Source organism: Pelotomaculum sp. FP, from assembly GCF_004369245.1.
In the GTDB taxonomy this organism is placed as follows: Bacteria; Bacillota; Desulfotomaculia; order Desulfotomaculales; family Pelotomaculaceae; genus Pelotomaculum_C; species Pelotomaculum_C schinkii.
Genome location: NZ_QFGB01000009.1, coordinates 1 through 18,928 on the forward strand (window position 1 = coordinate 1; position 18,928 = coordinate 18,928).

Consider the following 18,928-nt stretch of genomic DNA (forward strand, 5'->3'; position numbering starts at 1 on the left):
GGCTTCTTTAACAAGCTGCTCTTTGAAATCCTGAGGATATCTTTTACGTTTCATCCATACCCCTCCGTTAATATTAGTTTATATTAATAAGGGGGTATGGCTCAAACTCAATTAAGGGGCTTAATAGAAAAGATCAATAGTCTCAAATATCAGTGTGGGGTCAAATTGTATCCCTGCATATTTTACAAGTTCTTTCTTAGCCACTTCAATTGACATAGCCGCACGGTAAGGACGGTTGCTGGTCATAGCATCGAAAGCGTCCGCAATCGCCAGGATACGGCATTCAATTGGAATTTGCTCTTCCTTCAGACCAAGAGGATAGCCTTCACCGTTCCACCACTCATGATGTTTAAGTATCCAATCGGAAATCAGAACAAGGTCCGGGGCAGACTGTGCGATACGATGCCCGATTTCACAGTGGCAGCGCATAACCTCTTTTTCCTCTTCAGTAAGAGAGTTTTTCTTAAATAAAATGCGATCAGGTACAACCGATTTGCCGATGTCGTGAAACTTTGCAAAAAGGCGCAGGTCTGAAAGGTTTCGCTCGTTCATACCAAGGTTCTCACCTATTTTTACAACGAGGTCCTGTATCCGGTCGGCGTGTCCTTTGGTAAGATAATCCCTTTCCTCAAAGGCTATCATCAAAGTGTGTACGATGGCGCTGCGGGTGCTTTTACTACGGTGCAGTTTCTCACGGTACATATTGTTGTCGGCCTCTTTAAAGGCATCAATAATATTTGTGTTAGAGCCACAGGAAAATCCTGTTGATATACTCAGAGGTAGATTTGGGTTAGAGTCATTATAAGCGGCAACGGTCTTTTGGATCCTGGCGCAAACAGCTTTTGCGGCATCAGGATCATGGCCGGGGAGAATTAATGCAAATTCATCCCCGCCTATACGGGCTACAATATCCTTTTCGCGAAGGGTGCTTTTCAGTAAACTTGCGGCTGTTATAAGGAGTTTATCGCCAATGTCGTGCCCGAGGGTGTCATTAACCAATTTTAGTCCGTCCACATCGCATACGACAAGGCAAAACTGTTTGCTTAGCTGTTTCATTTCCCGCTCGAAATAGGCGCGGTTGTATAACCCGGTTAGAGAATCCTGTAAACTTAAAGTTTTTAATTGTTCCTCAAGCTTTTTTCGCTCGCTGATGTCGATAATTATGCCGCGAAAACCGACTGGCCTGCCGTCTTCTATCATGGCGTTGGAGTGGATTGTTATTGGGAATCTGCTCCCGTCTTTTCTCCGGGCTGTGTATTCCTGGCCGCCAAGATAACTACCGTTTATGATTTTTATCATATTCTCCCGAACTCTCAACCTATCCTCCGGAACAATATAATCGAATACTACAATTCCTTTGTCGAAATCTTCCTGTGTGGCGCCAAAAAAATTAATCGCGTTCCGGTTGGCGTAAAGAAGGTTTCCTTTCAGGTCAATTTCATAGATTACTTCAGGAAGGGAGTCTGCCAAATGCCGGTATCTATCCTCGGCAAGCTTTCGTTCATTGATATCACGGACAATAGAAATGACTTTGTCTGTTCCTCCAACTGCTGCCCGTTTTAAATTCACTTCCACCCAAAAAGGCCGGCCATTTTTTCCCCTGGCCCGCCACTCAAAAATTTGCGGACCCTCGCTGCTTGCCAATCTAATTTTTTGCAGCGCATCATCTTTTGAGTAAGGTGGCGGTTCGCATGAAATTATGTCCATAGGGCCCTTCAGCTGATCAACTGTATATCCGTACATTTCACAAGCCTTTAGGTTGGCGTCTATCACGTTTCCTGTTTCAATATCGTGTATAAATATAGCGTCATTGACAGCATTAAAAATAGAAAGGTAGTCATTACAGTCGCAGTTTCTCACAAGAACCTCTCCCTCTGCTACTTGAATTTAACCATTTCGACAATATCGAATAGATTCCTTTAAGCTCCAGACATGGGATTATTCATTATCTAATTTTTTATTTAGATATTTAATCAAAAACAGAAGAGTTGAACAATGCGGAGGTTGAGAAGGTATGTGATGGAAATGGTTTTTGGCGGGAATTGTACTCATGGCGCCAAAAAACCTGGCAGCCGCCAGGTTTTAGTGTTTTCTGGAAGGCGATGTTTCACCCATTTCCTGTCTAAGGATCAGTATCCCTTCCATTGAGGTTGGGAAACCGGCTGTGGGTGCGACCAACATAAGCGCATGTTCAATTTCCTCTCTGCTGCACCCGCTTTTTATTGCTTTAATTATATGGGTTCTGAGTGAATAATGATGTTGACCGGCGGCAGAAATAGCAACTTTGATCAGCCAGCGAGTCTTTTCGTCCAGCGGGCCGCCTTCAGTGTGCACCAATTTGCCGTAGTTCTCATAGGCCCTATAAACATCTTCATGTTTGCCGATAAAATACTTTAAGTTTTGTTCTATTGTATCCATAACCACAAATCCCTTCATTAGATCAATTTTCCTTTAGCATAGCCAGCGCTTCTGATTGTTATTCATATTAGCTTTTTAAATTCTTCCAACCATGGCGAAGTCCCTCTTAATGCCGGGCATGCCCGGCTGCCAGCCGGCCGGGACACCGAGGCCTGTGGCCTCTTCGAATTGCAGCCCCTGAATCACCCGGATGATCTCGTCGACGTTGCGGCCTACTTCGCGAGGGTAAAGGCAGGCATATTTGATCTCCCGCCGGGGAGATATGATGAAAGTGGCCCTGTAGGTGAAGCCCAATTCCTCCCTCAGTACTCCATACTGCCGGGATATTAAATGGGACCTGTCGGACAACAGAGGATACTGCACGGTGCGGGCGGAGGGCGAAACTTCGGCGAACACTTTGTGGGCAAAGACGCTGTCGGTGCTGATAGCCAGGACTTGAGCGCCCAGCTTTATAAACTCGTCGTACCGGGCAGCCACGGCTGCCAGTTCGGTCGGTCAGACAAAGGTAAAATCACTGGCATAGAAAAACAAAACCACCCACTGGTTCTGGAAATCACGGAGTTTTACCGTGATTTGTCCGCCGCGGTAATAAGCTTCCGCCTCAAAGTCCGGAGCAGGTTGGTCTGGTTTAACTAATATATTGGGATATTGGCAGGGACGAAGGCTGCCCGGTGCTTTTGTTTCAAGCTCGATGGACAAAAATACCACCCCCTAAAGGTTTCCATTTATTTTACGTATTCCTGGATTGGTTTGCTACTAATAATAAAATCTGGTGCAAGTGTTCTTTCCCCGTTGTGATGGATATTCTTAGGAATATTTGGAGGTTTTGTTAATTGCCTGTTGAATTGTAGTAGTGCAAGAATTTAAAGATAAGGCTATTCTGTTTAGCAATAATGGGGAAGAGATCTGGGAGCCCCTGAATGCCCGGAACATTCGATGCCATTCCAGGAGGTGGGTATAATGAAAGCCCTTATTTTTGGCGGGACAGGGTTTATCGGGAGGAATTTATGCAATGAATTGCTTTCTGCCGGCTACAGAGTTTCAATTGTCAGCCGGAATCCCCAAAAGGCAGGTTTATCAGGAAGCGGGGCGGAGGCAGTAGCATGGAGTGTATCTGCTGGCGCGCTACCCGTGGAGTTATTGGATGGTGTCACTTTAATTATAAATTTGGCCGGAGAATCCATTGGAAACCGGCGTTGGACGCAGCCTGTAAAAGAGGAAATCTTGAACAGCAGAGTCCAAATAACACAGGCTATTGTAAATGCCATCAAACAACAACGATTTATACCCAGAGTATTGATCAACGCATCGGCTATTGGGTTTTATGGTCCCCGTGGGGATGCGGAAATAACCGAGAGCACACCGGCGGGACATGATTTTTTAGCTAAAGTATGCCAGGCTTGGGAAGAAGAAGCTCTTAAAGCTCAAACTTCAGGCGTTAGGGTAGTTGTTGTAAGAATTGGCGTGGTAATTGGGGATGCAGGAGCGCTTGCCCGGATGAAGGCTCCTTTTCGCTTTTATGTAGGTGGGCCGCTGGGAACAGGAGCCCAATGGATGTCTTGGATACATGTTAAGGACTTGACAAGGTTGATACGATTTGCGGCAGAAAATGAAAACATGAATGGTCCGGTTAACGCCACTGCGCCGGAGCTGGTTCGAATGAAAGACTTTTGTAATACGCTGGGCCAAGTTATGGGAAGACCCTCATGGTTGCGGGTTCCTGGCTTCCTGCTTAAAGTTGTTTTGGGAGAAATGTCAAATATCTTGTTAAACAGCCAGCGGGTCTTGCCGGATAAGATTCTCAAAGAAGGTTTTTTATTCCGCTTCCCGGTCCTCAAGAATGCCCTTGAGGATATTATTCAGCAGTAAAAAGCTTGAGATAGTCTCCATATCCTTCATTTTCTAAATCTTCTTTGGGAATAAAGCGCAGCGAGGCGGAGTTTATGCAATAACGGAGTCCGTTGGGCCCCGGTCCGTCGTTGAAAACATGCCCTAAGTGAGAATCGGCAGTTTTGCTTCGCACCTCGGTACGAACCATTCCGTGGCTTTGATCAACCTTTTCTTCAATAGCAGCTGAAAGAATCGGTTTTGTGAAGCTGGGCCAGCCGCATTCACTATTGAATTTGTCTTTTGAGCTGAATAATGGCTCACCCGAGACAACATCGACATAAATCCCTTCACGTTCATTATTCCAGTATTCGTTCCGGAATGGGGGCTCAGTTCCGTTTTCCTGGGTAACGTGATATTCTAAATCCGTTAGCTTGGCCTTTAAGTGGGACTTATCTGTTGGCCAATGTTTTTTGATAAATTCATCCCTGCCCGAACCTTGACGGTACAGCGCATAGCGAAAAGAGTTCTTTTTGTGAAAATCTTGATGATACTCTTCAGCAGGGTAAAAGGTTTTGGCGGGTAGAATTTTTGTGGCAACCGGTTTTTGAAAACGTCCGCTTTCATCTAGAGCCTTTTTAGATGCTTCCGCCTTGCGGCGTTGTTCGTCGTCATGATAAAAAATCGCAGTTTGATAGGACTGCCCACGGTCATTGAACTGGCCGCCGGGGTCGGTCGGGTCGATTTGCTGCCAAAAGATCTCTAAGAGTTTATCATAAGATATCTGACTAGGCTCAAATGTAATCTGGACGGCTTCATAATGCCCGGTCGATCCGGAGCAGACTTCTTTATATGTTGGATTCTCCGTGTAACCCCCAGTGTAGCCCGATACAACATGAATAACCCCATCCATTTTTTCAAATGGAGCTGCCATGCACCAAAAGCATCCGCCGGCAAAGGTTGCCAGTTCCATTTTGCTCCTCACCTCGCAATTAATTCCCAAATAGTCCTTATTTCACTATAGCATGTTGAAAAATAGTCCTGTTTATGTAAAGATTATTCTTGGATCACGACCAGTGATGATCAACGCGGCCTGGGGAGTGGGTAGGCCCATTGCCAGAGGTAAGGTAGCCTGATACAATCGTGGTCGACAAGACAATACATTCTAAGAGGAAAGCTTAAGATAGAAGCTATTCGAGGTTTGGGATGCAAATAGTTCCAGTTTATACAGCCTATTGGCATGTTATTTGCTATATATTTTGTAGGGTATTCACAACACTAATACAAGTTTTATGAGACGAGTTTTAAATTTAAGTTATCTTAGGTAAGTGCGAGGGGTGTGAAGGGTAATGAGTGATGATTTGGCTGATTTCTTGAGGGGGAAAAAACAGTTGTTACAGAAAGGACTAGAAGAAAAAAGAAATGATATTAAGGAATTATGTCCCAGCGGGATAAAGTCATTTTTTCAGTGCCTTGAAGATTGGCTATCAGATTTAATTGAAGAACAAATGATATCAACTTCTTATGAAGTGGTAACCGTAAATAAGCAAAAATCGGGTGCTTATAAAACAAAAAGATTTAAATTAAAAACAGGAGAAGATGAAATTGAGTTTATACCAAATGGAAGGACTATAGTTGGGGCAACCGGGAAAATAGAAATGAAGACCAAAAAAGGCAATATTTTTTTTATTAGAGATAGAGATGGAATTTGGAAACAAGTAATTTCAAGAACACCATTTAATGTTGAGACTTTAACAAAACCTTATTTTAGGGGTTTGTTAAAATCGGTATTGTCTTAATATAGGGGAGCGCTCCACCAGCAGTAACAGAGTTCTAACCCGCTGCAGAACCCGGGCTGGATTGGCAGAAAAATATACGGGTCTGTTTTAAATTGGTATTGAACCGGCTCGCCCCGGACATTTTAAGTTGGGGGTGAGTTTATTTATGTCCAAAGAACAAGGCTGCTACCGTGGTTTCCAGGGAGGTTCCTGGCAAGAGGGTATTGACGTAAGGGATTTCATCCAATCCAATGTCAACCCTTATACCGGGGACGCTTCCTTTCTGGCAGAACCTACCGAACGGACCCGGAGCCTCTGGGAAAGGTGCCGTACTTTGCTGACGGAAGAGACAAGGAGGGGCGGGGTCTACGAGATCGACACCCATCAGATTACAGGTATTACTGCCTTTAAGCCAGGTTATATCGACCGTAAATTGGAGATTATAACCGGTCTGCAGACTGATGAACCCTTGAAAAGGGCGGTCAACCCTTTCGGGGGGATCCGCATGGCCGTGAAGGCCTGCCAGCAGTATGGAGTAGAACTGGATCCCGGGATCGTCGAAGTTTTTACCAAGTACCGGACCACCCATAATGAGGGGGTGTTCCGGGCCTACACCGGTGAGATACTGCGGCTGCGCCACCACGGCATCATCACCGGCCTGCCGGATGCCTATGGCCGGGGCCGCATCATGGGGGATTACCGCCGTGTGGCCCTGTACGGGGTAAACCATCTGCTCGCCGCTAAAGAGGAAGACCTGAAAGCGCCTGATCTTCTGGTGATCACAGAGGAGACGATCAGGCTCCGGGAGGAGGTGCGGCTGCAGCTCCGTGCCTTGCGGGAGTTAAAGGAGATGGCCGCAGCTTATGGCTATGATCTCGGCAGGCCGGCGGAGAACGGCCGGGAGGCGGTGCAGTGGCTCTATTTCGCTTACCTGGCGGCTATTAAGGAACAGAACGGGGCGGCTATGTCCCTGGGCCGGGTGAGTACCTTCCTGGACATCTACCTGGAGAGGGATCTGGCCGAGGGCAAGCTGGAAGAGTCAGGCGCCCAGGAACTGATTGACGACTTTGTCATCAAACTGCGTCTGACCCGGCAATTGCGGACAAAAGAATATTACGAGCTTTTTGCCGGAGATCCCAACTGGGTGACCGAATCAGTCGGGGGGATGACCACGGACGGCCGCACCCTGGTGACCAAAACCTCTTTCCGGATGCTGCAGACCCTTTACAATATGGGATCCGCTCCGGAACCGAACTTAACGGTGCTCTGGTCTGTGGACCTGCCCAGGGGTTTTAAGGAGTTCTGCGCCAAATTGTCCGCTGATACCTGTTCCCTGCAGTATGAAAACGATGACCTGATGCGCCCCATCTTCGGGTGCGATTACGGCATCGCCTGCTGTGTCTCCGCCATGCGCCTCGGCCGTCAGACCCAGTACTTCGGGGCAAGATCGAACCTGGCCAAATGCCTCTTATTGACTTTAAACGGCGGCAGGGAGGAGTTCAGCGGGGAAAAAATCGCTCCCGAGGTGTTTCAGGCGGGTGACGGGCCTCTGGATTTCCATAAAGTATGGCCCGCCTTTCAGAAGATGGCGGCCTGGCTGGCGGAAAGGTATGTGGCTACCATGAACATCATCCACTATATGCACGACCGGTATTTTTACGAGGACCTGGAGATGGCTCTCCTGGATACACGGGCCGACCGGCTTATGGCCTTCGGCCTGGCCGGGCTGTCGGTAGTGGCGGACTCACTTAGCGCTATTAAATTCGCGCAAGTTGAGCCTGTTTTTGATCACCGGCGTTTGATCACCGGTTTTAACATCACCGGGGATTACCCCAAGTACGGGAACAATGATAACCGGGTAGACGACCTGGCCGTGGAGGTCGTCAAACTGTTTGACGCCGAACTGAAAAAACACCGGACCTACCGCAACGCCAAGCATACCCTGTCCATTCTGACCATTACCAGCAACGTGGTTTACGGCAAAAAGACCGGGAGCACCCCGGACGGCCGAAAAAGCGGGGAACCTTTTGCCCCCGGCGCCAACCCCATGCACGGACGTGACACCAAAGGAGCGTTGGCCGCCTTGAGTTCTGTGGCCAAAATACCCTACGAGCACGCTTTGGACGGCATCTCCTATACCTTCTCCATCACTCCGGGAGCCCTGGGCAGGACCCCGGAAGATCAGGTCAACAACCTTATGGCGCTGTTGGACGGTTACTTCATGAAAGGCGGGCACCACTTGAACGTCAACGTTTTCGACCGGGAACTCTTACTGGACGCTATGGACCATCCGGAAAAATACCCTCAACTGACGGTCAGGGTTTCAGGCTACGCGGTGAATTTCGTTAAACTGACCAGGGAGCAGCAGGAGGAGATCATCAGCCGCACTATCTTTGCAAGGGAGGCCGGACTATGATTGGCTACATTCATTCCATTGAAACCATGGGCGCCGTGGATAACGGCGGGATCCGTTTTGTTTTGTTCCTGCAGGGCTGCGGCCTTCGCTGCAGCTTTTGCCACAACCCGGACACCTGGCTGGCGAGCGGCAAACCGGTGGAAGCGGCAGAGGTTATCGAACAGCTGAAAAGTTATAAGACTTTTTTCGAATTGTCCGGCGGTGGTCTTACCGTCTCCGGAGGGGAGCCCCTCTTGCAAAGCGGCTTCGTCAAGGAACTGTTCATCGAAGCGGGCAAGTTGGGAATACACCGGGCTTTGGATACAGCAGGTTACTGCAAGCGGGGGGATTTACAGGAAGTTTTACCGCACACGGATCAGGTCCTCTTTTCTTTAAAAGTGGTAGACCCGGAGAAGCACCGTCAGCTGACCGAAAGGGAAAATGTCGATATCATCAAGAACCTCAGGATGACTGCTGAAAGCCAGGTGCAATTGGTGGTCTGTTACGTTTTGATTCCCGGTGTCAACGACGCTCCTGAAGACGCCCAAGCCTTGGCGGACCTGGTCAAATCCCTGAACAGAGTTGTCCCGGTGGATGTCCTGGCCTATAGCAAGCTGGGAGCTGACAAGTGGGAGGAAATGGGGCTTTGCGATCCAATGGCCGGAGTTGCCCCGGCGACGCAAAAGCAGGTGGAGCTCTTCCAGGCGGGACTGCGCCGGTTGGGTGTACACCTGCATCATGTACGCAGGTGGGGAAATTTTCTCGATGATGAGGGCCGGGACAAGTTTGCCGGTAATTACAGCGTGATCCATCCAGAGTAAAAGTGATACAGGGGACTGTCCCCTGTATCACTCCTTTTCTAATTGACTAATTGTTGACATACGTTCAGAATAAAACTATAATAATTATCAGAAAACGACAATATTTTCACAACTGATGCTAAGATTCGCTCACTGCTTATGCCCGCCCGCTTTAAATTATATCAAGGAAGTGGAATGTATGCATGATCAGTTCTATACCGATACAGTGATTGAGCATTTCAAGTATCCAAGAAATATCGGAAGAATGAGCGATGCAGACGGAGAAGGGATGTATGGGGATCCTGGCTGTGGGGATTTTTTAACCATATATATCAAAGTCGCAAATAAGGTCATTCAGGATATAAGTTTTCTTATTTTCGGATGCGCTGCCGCAATAGCGACGAGCAGTATGATAACTGAACTTGCCAAGGGCAAGACTATAGAGGCAGCAATGAAAATAACGGAGGATGATGTTGTAAAGGCATTAGGCGGTTTGCCCGAAGACAAAAAGCACTGTTCCAATCTTGGTGTAAAAGCTTTAAGAAGTGCTATTGAAGACTGCAATTATAGAAAAGTTCGGGATAATATGGAATAGGACTGTGAATTATTTACCATATAGGTGCGAATTCATTCGCACAAAAGTTACTTTAGTGCCCAAGTTCTGCGCTACCGCGCCGTGTGTGATTGAAATCGCACCTGCATCGCTGGCATTTTCATCATACGTGGCGCCGCGATAGCGGCGTGTGGAACTACCCAAAAAATATCTGCCTGTGCTTTCTGCGTTTTCAAAAAGTAGTATCCTTTCTTTCAATGACCCATATCCCTGGGTACCCCCCATTACAGAAGAAGTCGTTCAGCTATGGAACACCGTCATATTTCTGTTGCCTTGTGTGCCATAAATTCGATTTCGTTGCGGCAATCGCAGGTGCTGGTTGAATTGATTTTATTTTCATATGATTAAAAGGAATATTGTGAATCTTACCGAATGAAATTTAGTATACCCTACTAGTCTCATATTGATACTCCAAACAATCAAAATGATATATTACTATGGTAATCATGAAAAACCGGTTAGAGAGAGGTGCAGAAGCTTGCTGCAAGAAAATTTAACGCGTTTTTCTCAAAAGATTATCGAATTATCATCAATAACAGAAATGGACGTATGTGTAGTAAATTCTAATTTGGTACGTATTATGGGTACGGGTAGATACTATAGTTTAATAAATGAAAAAGCTGTAGATAGATCCCTTCATAACAGATTGTTTCAAAGTAGCGAAAAGTATTTATTAGTAAAGCCTCATGAAGATAAGGTTTGCAACAAATGTGAGTATTTGCATGATTGTTCAGGACTGGTCCATCTTGCTGTTCCATTTAAGATTAACAAAAATAATATGTCACTATTGTTAACCGCTACAAAAGACCATTATAAGAAAGAATTGTTAAATAATACTTCTTTGTATTTACATTTAGTGGACTATTTTAATAAGCAGATTGAAAAGGAGAGCCATGTACTAAATGATAAAAATGCAATAGATTGTGCTAACAAATCTATTCAAAGCCTTATCAATTTAATTGATAAAAATGTAATGATCATGAAAAAAGACGTTATATTATATGTCAATGATCATTTAAAAATTTTGTTTGGATTAAGCCCATCTGACAGCAATGATTATGTTCAAAACAATCTGCGCTTTGGTAGCGTAAAAATGAATGACAAGAGCTTTCAATTGAGTGCCGATATTTCTGGTGAAACAAGATACTTTAGTGTATATTCCAGGACTATTGACAAGGTGTTGGGTTTGAAATTGGTTTTTGTTGAATCTGCAAGGTCCAAAAATATAAGTTTTTTTGATAGACATATATTCTTAAGTCCTAATATTAAAAAAGCTATTGATATCGCAAAAAAAGTATCAACCTCGAATAGCACCATTCTCTTGGAGGGAGAAAGTGGTACCGGTAAAGAAGTCTTTGCTGACGGGATACACTATGAAAGTGATAGGTCACAAGGGCAATTTATCAGTGTTAATTGTGCTGCGATACCGGAGACATTATGGGAAAGTGAGTTTTTCGGATACGCAGACGGAGCCTTTACAGGGGCTAAAAAAGGTGGCAAAATGGGAAAATTTCAGGCTGCTGATAAGGGCACTCTTTTTTTGGATGAGATAGAAGAAATGCCGATTTCTATGCAGGCTAAATTGTTAAGAGTTTTAGAGACGAAAACCATTATACCCGTTGGTTCCAATAAACAAGTTGGTATTGATGTCCGTATTATTGCTGCAACCAATAAAAATTTAGAGGAAATGGTACGTAAGGGTTTTTTTAGGGAGGACTTATTTTATAGACTTAACGTAATTAAGATACATATTCCCCCGCTTCGTGAAAGGAAAGAAGATATAATTCCTTTAGCTAATTATTTTCTTAAAGGTTTTAGCATAAACAAAGGTGGCAGAGTCATAGAATTGACTTTTGAAGCTTGCGATTGTCTTACTAAATACTCATGGCCTGGCAATATAAGGGAACTCAAAAATGCGATAGAATTTGCGGTTTCAATAACTAATAATACTTACATTACTCCCGAGGAATTACCGGTTTATATTACTGAGGAGAGCAATAGTTTGTCTTCCAATTTATATCAAATAGATACTATAAAAGACTTTGAATACAATGCTTTAAGGACCTGCATTGGAACTTATGGCTTGACAGAAAAAGGAAAGAGGAAAATAGAAGAAAAATTGGGAATCAGCAGAGCTACATTGTATAGGAAGTTGAAAAAGTATAATTTAAGATAAACTGAGGTTCTTTGCTCCAGGTAGAATTTTTAATCAAGCGCTTAACCGGTGGACAAGTATTTTATGTTTTCCTTGTAAATTTTTTAACTTCACAGCTGTTGGACAGATAAAACCAGTATCACTATGAGAAATATTTCTCATAGTGATACTGGTTTTATGTTGTAAATTGGTTGTAACGGTCTCATATTGAGAAAAGTTATTGTTTCATTTGTGGGAAATGTCTGAAAATGTCGGGATCTCTATTGGTATATGCCTCTGGCACGAAACATGCTTATTTAAAGATACACAAAGAAGTTTACATTTTAGGAGGTGATAAATTGATTAAGGCAATTGTAATGAATGAAAAAGACAATGTAGCAACCGCTTTATGTGATATCAGCGAGGGCTCAAGGCCTGTTATTGTAGGATTTAAGTCTAAGCAAGGTATCGTAGTCAAATCCAATATACCTTTTGGGCACAAATTTGCGCTTTGTAAAATACCCGAAAACGTATCTATCATTAAGTATGGTGAAGTAATAGGTGTTAGTAATTCCTTTATTGAAGCCGGAGATTATGTGCATGTACACAATGTGGAGAGTTTGAGAGGCAGGGGAGATCATAATTAAGGAGATCTGGATGAAACGCGATAGGACGCTATCCAGTTGTCTTAGCAGGAGGATCGACATGAACTTTTATGGATACCACAGAAAAAATGGAACAGTAGGCGTTAGGAATTACCTTGTTATTATGTCCACAGTAATTTGTGCAAATGAAGTAGCAGAAGCAATATCTGATAAAGTTAAAGACTCTGTACCCATTTTACATCCTCAGGGCTGCTGCCAAATGCCGGTAGATTTAAAAAGAGTGACTGCTACTTTAGCCGGGCTCGGGATAAATCCCAATGTGGGGGCTGTCCTGCTGGTAAGCCTTGGATGTGAAGGCGTGAATTTGAACGAATTGGAGGAAAGGATCAGACAATCCGGCAAACCCGTTGAAAAAGTCATTATCCAGGAGATAGGCGGTATCTCCAAGGCTGTTGAGAAAGGGATTGAATTGGCCAACCTTATGGCGGAAGAGTTACAAGCCCAGGAGAAAAAGTTAGCTTCCATTTCCGACCTGGTGGTTGGTATAAAATGCGGCTCTTCGGACACGCTTTCTGGTTTGCTGACAAATCCCATAGTGGGAATGGCAGTAGACAAAATAATTGACAGTGGCGGCAGGGTTGTTTTTGGCGAAGTTACGGAAATGATCGGCGCTGAAAACCATATTGTCAAAAGGATAGAAAATCCGGAGATAAAAGACAAGATAATCAACTCGATTATCAACATCGAGAACAGGGCCAAGAGTGTTGGAGAAGATATGCGTGAGGGTCAGCCTACCCCCGGCAACATCAAGGGAGGGCTCACAACTATTGAAGAAAAAAGCCTGGGAGCGATTATAAAATCAGGTTCAAAGACTATAGATGACTTTATTGAATATGGCGAGCAGGTAAAAGGGGGGAAACTGACTGTGGTAGACAGCCCCGGAAGAGAGCCGGAACTGCTTACAGGACTGGCTGCCGCAGGAGCTCAAGTCATCATATTTACTACCGGTAGAGGCGCGCCCCAGGGGTATCCAATATGCCCGGTAATAAAGGTCACGGCAAACCCAAGGACATATGAGAAGCTGCATGAATTTATAGATGTAGGTTTTACGATAGATGATGATATTGAGACTGTAAGATCAGTTTTCGATGCGGACAGCAATAAATTACTTCAATATTTTAATGAAGTATGCAGCGGGAGACAGACTAAAGCGGAAATCAATAAATACAATAAATTTATAAATATTTACATTACAGGGCCAGTAATCTGATATTTAAATAAAAATTTTACAAGCATTATTAATGGTATGGCGTTTTCCCTTTGCTAGTAAAGATGTTATTGGGGTATGTGAATATTCTTGGTAAAGGGGGCGAGCGAAACCAGTTAATGTGAAAGTAAAAAATATTTTAAGAAAACGCAGTAAGTTTAAAGAGGGTGGTGGAAAAATCAATAAGGTGAAAAATGTTAATTGTGAAAAGAAAGGAGAAAAAGGAATGAGAGAAAAGTGGCAAGATGATGGTGGGGAAAAGAAAATCACCATGAAAATTAATAACCAGGAATATAGTATGGTAGTTGAACCGCATTGGACCTTAAGAGAGGTCATTCATGACAAATTAGGGTTGACTGGAACAAAAGAAATGTGTGATAAGGGAGCTTGCGGCTCCTGTACCGTCATAATGGACGGCAGGCCTATTCTATCGTGCATGTCCTTGGCTATTGAATGCGAACGCCATGAGATAGAAACTGTTGAGAACCTTGAGGTCGTAGGGAACCCGCTGGTTGAGGCGTACGCAAATAACCATGCCATGCAGTGTGGTTACTGTACGCCAGGGTTTGTAATGACTGCAAAAGCTTTGCTGGATAGAAACCCTGATCCGGATGAGGAAGAAATCAAAGACGCCCTTGAAGGCAATATATGCCGGTGCGGCACCTACCCGGCGCATTTAGGGGCTGTCTTGGAAGCAGCTACAAAACTGGGAGGAGGGAAAAAATAACCATATGGATAAGAAAAAATTAGGAATAATGGAAATTGAGCCATTGGTATGTGACCGTTATATTCAAGATGAGTTCTCGATTATTGGGAAGCGCGGCATCCAACGTATGTGCGGCAAGGAAAAGGCCGGCGGAAGGGCCGAATACACAAGAGACGTAAAGCTGCCCGGGATGTTGTATTGCAGGATCCTGCCGTCTCCCTACGCTCATGCCAGAATTAAATCAATGAGCACGGAAAGAGCTGAAGCGCTGCCGGGTGTAAGGGCTGTACTCCGGTATGATGACCCCGAGTTGGAAGATAAGGCGCTTTTTGGGCTGGAGACCAAATTTAATGCCGGCCACCTGGCTTCAGATGGACAAGCTTTTTATCATGGCAAAGAGGAATTGGCGGTAACCCTGGAACAGTGGAAGCAAGGGGCGGGACGTGTACTGGATGGTGTGGCATGGTGGGAAGGCCATCCGGTTGGAGCGGCGGTGGCCGCTGATACTCCCGAACTGGCTGAAGAAGCTTTGACCCTGATCGATATTGAGTGGGAAGAGCTGCCATTCCTCCTGAATCCAATGGAAGCTCTAAAACCGGGAGCGCCTTTAGCGGCCCCTGAAATAAACAGCAAGAACAATATCATCAGAAAACTAAAGATAGAGCATGGGGACGTAGAGAAGGGATTTAAAGAGGCTGATCAAGTAATCAAGTTTGATGCGAGACGGCGCCCGTATTCAGTTGCCGATGCGGAACCAATGAGCGATGTAATCCTTTGGAGAGGCGATAACGTAGAAATCTGGGCACACCAGCAACAAGCCTATGACGGAAAAATCATTTTTGCCATGAAAATGGGCCTTCCGCTAAATAAGATTAAACTCCATGTGCCTTATCAAGGCTCTCAGTTTGGCGGGGGCGGCAATCCCATGATGCACCATACCCACGGAGTCCATATCATAAGCGGTATTTTGTCCAAGAGAACGGGCCGGCCCGTTAAGACCTTCTATAACAGAAGGGATAACTTCTACAACCTGTCGCAAGACGCCGACTGTTTTACCACCTTTAAAGTTGGATTTAAAAATGACGGGACCATCACAGCGGTAAAAATAGATAACATTTGCGCTAAAATGGGTCAATACGGCATAGACCACTTTGAAGAAAACACCAGGATCCCTAATTTATTATTGAATTATCTGGAAGCGAACACAAACATTGCGCCTGCTTATTGGTTCAGGTGTGAGCAAAACCATAATGCGCTTTGTCTGAGTTTAGTCTTTGAGCACGTGGCCGATGCGCTTGGTATGGATCCGACCATTGTCGCTTTAAAGAATGACGGGGCTGAAGGGCATGACATGGAGTATCTCTCCAAGTTTAAGAAAGAACACGGTTTCCCCGATAGAGACAGCCTGGCAGAGGCAATAGAGCTTGGGAAAAAAGCCATCGACTGGGATAAGAAATGGCATAAGCCGGGCGCCAAGGTGCTTCCAAACGGCAAGCTGCATGGCATGGGCTTTACCTGGACGCACGAGTGGGATGACACCCGTGGCGTGTCATGTGCAGGTGTGCTGATGCATTGCGATGGAACAGTGGATATCCTGTCGCAAAAATCCGATTGCGGACTTAATGCGATTACAACCCACTGCCAGATTGTTGCGGAAGAAATGGGACTTCGTCTCGAAGACGTCAACTTCAGGTGCTTTGAAGAAGTAGGGTTCCAGATGATGACGCCGGACGGTTCCTGCAATTTAGCTGTCGATGCTTATGTTACCCGTAATGCCGCCAGAGAGGCGAAACAGAAGCTCCTGGAATATGCTACAACTCCTATTAAATTAATTGATATTGAGTATCCTCCTGTTTTCCCAAACAATTATCCGGATGACCTGGATGTCAAAGACAGTGTCGTTTATCTAAAGGCTGACCCCAGTAAGAATGTTCCAGTAGCAGAGGTCGTCAAGCGGGCAACCCTGAACCAGGGTGGTACCCAGGCGCCTATCTTTGCCTGGAACTGGCACCGTCAGGGAAGGTACGGCACTGAAAAGGGAAGACACCGTTTATGCAGGGAGGCGTATTTTGCTGAAGTGGAAGTGGATCCCGGCACCGGTGGAGTTGAAGTTAAGAAAATAGTAAACATAAACGATGTTGGTAAGGCAATAAGTCCGGAGACCTGTGAAGGCCAGCAGTATGGCGGGGACTATATGGGCATCGGCAGAGCTTTAGCAGAAGAAGTAGTATACGATCCCAAAACCGGAGTAAGGCTGAATGCCAACCTCTTAGATTATAAGGTGTGGACCATGCGGGACATTGACACTACAGTGAATCTCCTCCTTGAAACCGGAATGGGATACGGCGCTTACGGATTGAATGGTATCGGCGAATGTATCGCTACCGTGGTGCCGGGTGTGATTGGAGCCGCTATTTACAATGCCATTGGTGAATGGGTTGACGATCACCCGATGACTCCGGATAAGGTCTTAAAAGCAATCAGTAAAGCGAAAGCGAAGCGGGGTGATGTGAAGTGAAAAGATTTAAACACTTTGATGTGCGCACGATAGATGAGGCGGTTTTTCTGTTAAAAGAATTTGACGGTAAAGCGAATGTCATCGCGGGCGGTACGGATATAATCGGTTTGTTTAAAGATAACGTCCTTGCTGAAAGTCCCGAGGCCCTCGTTAACATTAAAACAATACCCGGCCTGGATTATGTCAAAGAGGAATACAACATGTTGAAGATCGGCACGTTAGCTTTACTTCATGACCTCTCTCATAACGAGCTGATCAAGAGCAAATATACCGCCCTTGCCGAAGCGGCGCGGCGTACTGCTTCACCCCATATAAGAGAAATGGGCACAATAGGCGGAAATATATGTCAGTTCAGCCGCTGCTGGTATTATCGCGCGCCGAATAACAGGTTTAAATGTATCAGAAAAGGCGGAGAGGATTGTTTTGCGGAAGAGGGCGAGAACAGGTACCATTCGATATTCGGCAATGTCAAGGATTGCTTAGCGGTTCATCCGAGTGACACCGCGCCAGCCTTGATCGCCTTGGGAGCTAAAGTGAAAACGTCAAAAAGAGTCATTGAGATGGCGGATTTTTATCAGGCCGAAGATCCCAAGAAATTCTCGGTGCTGGATAGCGATGAGGTCGTAATCGAAATACAAATCCCGGCGCCTGCGGCAAATGTAAAGAGTAAATTTGAAAAATTTTCCATCAGGAAGTCGATAGATTTTCCCATTGTAAACTGCGCTTCAATGGTTGAAGTTGAAGGGAATACGGTAAAAAAAGCCAGAGTGTGTTTAAATGCAGTGTTCGTCAATCCTTATGTGGCCCAAAAAGCTCAAGAGTATGTTGAGGGCAAGGCGTTAGAGGATGAAGTAGTTGATACTGCCGCTGAATTAACCATGCAAGATGCCAAGGCGCTATCAAGAAATGAATATAAGATTGAAATTGCCAAGTCTTTGATCAAAAAAACCTTATTGGCCTGCAAATAGTATTTGAAAATAGAGCTTGGCGAGCAATCTGCTCGCCAGGCTCTCCAAAAATAGGTGAAAGAAAAATATAAAATATCAGAAAGGAATCAATTATGGGATTTAAAATAGTTGTTTGCATAAAACAAATAAGTGATCCGGAATACTTTTCTCAGATAACTCTGGATCCGGTAACAGGCGGCATTCAAAGAGATAAGGTTCCGGCTATATTAAATCCGCTGGATGAGAACGCAATCGAAGAAGGTTTGAGGATTAAGGAGAAGTTCTCAGGCAAACTTACCGTTGTAACCATGGGTCCTCCTCAGGCAAGAGAGGTTTTGGATTGGGCCCTGGCTATGGGAGCCGATGAAGCGGTTTTATTGTCTGACAGGGCGTTTGCAGGAGCCGATACGTTAGCTACCGCCTATACTTTATCGGAATATATGCGTAAAACGGGAATACCCGACATTATTATATGCGGCAACATGAGTGAAGACGGAGCAACAGGACAAGTGGCGCCGCAGCTTGCTGAATTCCTAAATATTCCCCATGTAACTTGCGTCAGTGAAGCTGATTTTATTGATGAGTCAACTATGGTTGCTAAACAGAATATTGAGTATGGTGGTTATTTAAAAGTTAAAGTCAAATTACCTGCCCTAATTGCTGTTGTAAAAGATATTAACGAAGTACGGGATATTACCGCTGAAGGCTTGATGTCTGCGGATGAAAAGGACTTTTTTACCCTGGGAGCGGCGGACATTGGGGCTAATGAAGATTTGACGGGTTATAACGGTTCGCCGACGAAGGTGGTTGGCACATTTAAGCAGGAAATAAGCCGGCAAAAAGAAATATTGAGCGGTACGCCTCAAGAGATGGCAAAAGAAGCAATTAAGAAATTACAAGAGGCAAATATTTTATAGGAG

General features: G+C 45.0%; 17 protein-coding genes. 12 read left to right on the forward strand and 5 right to left on the reverse strand.

What is annotated here, in order from left to right:
• Window positions 1-120: 120 nt before the first annotated feature.
• The 3 genes from Psfp_RS05275 to Psfp_RS05285 all read right to left on the reverse strand — a co-directional run bounded on the left by Psfp_RS05275 (window position 121) and on the right by Psfp_RS05285 (window position 3,057).
• Window positions 121-1,860, reverse strand: coding sequence for a PAS domain S-box protein (locus Psfp_RS05275; RefSeq protein WP_192895277.1), 1,740 nt, complete (start codon window positions 1,858-1,860; stop codon window positions 121-123).
• 222 nt (window positions 1,861-2,082) lie between these two features.
• Entirely contained in the window at window positions 2,083-2,436 is a 354-nt protein-coding gene (locus tag Psfp_RS05280) for a carboxymuconolactone decarboxylase family protein (RefSeq protein WP_243120491.1), read from the reverse strand.
• A 57-nt stretch (window positions 2,437-2,493) separates the two neighbouring features.
• Window positions 2,494-3,057, reverse strand: a complete 564-nt coding sequence (locus Psfp_RS05285) for a peroxiredoxin (RefSeq protein ID WP_243120496.1) — start codon at window positions 3,055-3,057, stop codon at window positions 2,494-2,496.
• Between the two features lie 321 nt (window positions 3,058-3,378).
• Here Psfp_RS05285 and Psfp_RS05290 point away from each other — a divergent pair, with 321 nt between their 5' ends.
• Complete coding sequence (locus Psfp_RS05290) at window positions 3,379-4,287, forward strand: TIGR01777 family oxidoreductase (protein ID WP_134217507.1); 909 nt, start codon at window positions 3,379-3,381, stop codon at window positions 4,285-4,287.
• Here the strand turns inward: Psfp_RS05290 and msrA are convergent.
• On the reverse strand, window positions 4,274-5,218 hold the full coding sequence (gene msrA / locus Psfp_RS05295) for a peptide-methionine (S)-S-oxide reductase MsrA (protein ID WP_134217508.1): 945 nt from the start codon (window positions 5,216-5,218) through the stop codon (window positions 4,274-4,276). The two genes, Psfp_RS05290 and msrA, sit on opposite strands and share 14 nt — an antisense overlap.
• 376 nt (window positions 5,219-5,594) lie before the next feature.
• On the opposite strand from msrA, the gene Psfp_RS05300 reads away from it, so the two are divergent.
• From Psfp_RS05300 to Psfp_RS05315, 4 genes are all read left to right on the forward strand, one after another.
• Window positions 5,595-6,044, forward strand: coding sequence for a hypothetical protein (locus Psfp_RS05300; protein WP_134217509.1), 450 nt, complete (start codon window positions 5,595-5,597; stop codon window positions 6,042-6,044).
• 145 nt (window positions 6,045-6,189) lie between these two features.
• Window positions 6,190-8,439 carry a formate C-acetyltransferase gene (gene pflB / locus Psfp_RS05305; protein ID WP_134217510.1) on the forward strand — a complete coding sequence of 750 codons (2,250 nt, stop codon included), beginning with the start codon at window positions 6,190-6,192 and terminating at the stop codon, window positions 8,437-8,439.
• The gene (gene pflA / locus Psfp_RS05310) at window positions 8,436-9,239 is read left to right on the forward strand and encodes a pyruvate formate-lyase-activating protein (RefSeq protein ID WP_134217511.1); all 804 of its coding nucleotides are present in this window, start codon (window positions 8,436-8,438) and stop codon (window positions 9,237-9,239) included. The genes pflB and pflA overlap by 4 nt, the downstream gene beginning before the upstream one ends.
• A 178-nt stretch (window positions 9,240-9,417) precedes the next feature.
• Window positions 9,418-9,813, forward strand: a complete 396-nt coding sequence (locus Psfp_RS05315; RefSeq protein ID WP_134217512.1) for an iron-sulfur cluster assembly scaffold protein — start codon at window positions 9,418-9,420, stop codon at window positions 9,811-9,813.
• A 9-nt stretch (window positions 9,814-9,822) separates the two neighbouring features.
• On the opposite strand, the gene Psfp_RS05320 is transcribed toward Psfp_RS05315, so the two are convergent.
• Window positions 9,823-10,029 (reverse strand): hypothetical protein, encoded by a 207-nt coding sequence (locus Psfp_RS05320; protein ID WP_134217513.1) that lies wholly within the window; start codon window positions 10,027-10,029, stop codon window positions 9,823-9,825.
• 280 nt (window positions 10,030-10,309) lie between these two features.
• On the opposite strand from Psfp_RS05320, the gene Psfp_RS05325 reads away from it, so the two are divergent.
• The 7 genes from Psfp_RS05325 to Psfp_RS05355 all read left to right on the forward strand — a co-directional run bounded on the left by Psfp_RS05325 (window position 10,310) and on the right by Psfp_RS05355 (window position 18,925).
• Window positions 10,310-12,007, forward strand: a complete 1,698-nt coding sequence (locus Psfp_RS05325) for a sigma 54-interacting transcriptional regulator (RefSeq protein ID WP_205079470.1) — start codon at window positions 10,310-10,312, stop codon at window positions 12,005-12,007.
• Between the two features lie 317 nt (window positions 12,008-12,324).
• Window positions 12,325-12,612 (forward strand): UxaA family hydrolase, encoded by a 288-nt coding sequence (locus tag Psfp_RS05330; protein ID WP_205079472.1) that lies wholly within the window; start codon window positions 12,325-12,327, stop codon window positions 12,610-12,612.
• Window positions 12,613-12,670: 58 nt separating this feature from the next.
• The gene (locus Psfp_RS05335) at window positions 12,671-13,840 is read left to right on the forward strand and encodes a UxaA family hydrolase (protein ID WP_134217516.1); all 1,170 of its coding nucleotides are present in this window, start codon (window positions 12,671-12,673) and stop codon (window positions 13,838-13,840) included.
• A 223-nt stretch (window positions 13,841-14,063) separates the two neighbouring features.
• Window positions 14,064-14,564 (forward strand): (2Fe-2S)-binding protein, encoded by a 501-nt coding sequence (locus Psfp_RS05340; protein ID WP_134217517.1) that lies wholly within the window; start codon window positions 14,064-14,066, stop codon window positions 14,562-14,564.
• 4 nt (window positions 14,565-14,568) lie between these two features.
• Window positions 14,569-17,061 carry a molybdopterin cofactor-binding domain-containing protein gene (locus Psfp_RS05345; RefSeq protein ID WP_134217518.1) on the forward strand — a complete coding sequence of 831 codons (2,493 nt, stop codon included), beginning with the start codon at window positions 14,569-14,571 and terminating at the stop codon, window positions 17,059-17,061.
• Window positions 17,058-18,029: an FAD binding domain-containing protein gene (locus Psfp_RS05350; protein ID WP_134217519.1), complete on the forward strand. Its 972-nt coding sequence runs from the start codon at window positions 17,058-17,060 to the stop codon at window positions 18,027-18,029. Before Psfp_RS05345 ends, Psfp_RS05350 begins: the two co-directional genes overlap by 4 nt.
• A 92-nt stretch (window positions 18,030-18,121) precedes the next feature.
• On the forward strand, window positions 18,122-18,925 hold the full coding sequence (locus Psfp_RS05355; RefSeq protein ID WP_134217520.1) for an electron transfer flavoprotein subunit beta/FixA family protein: 804 nt from the start codon (window positions 18,122-18,124) through the stop codon (window positions 18,923-18,925).
• Window positions 18,926-18,928 lie beyond the last annotated feature (3 nt).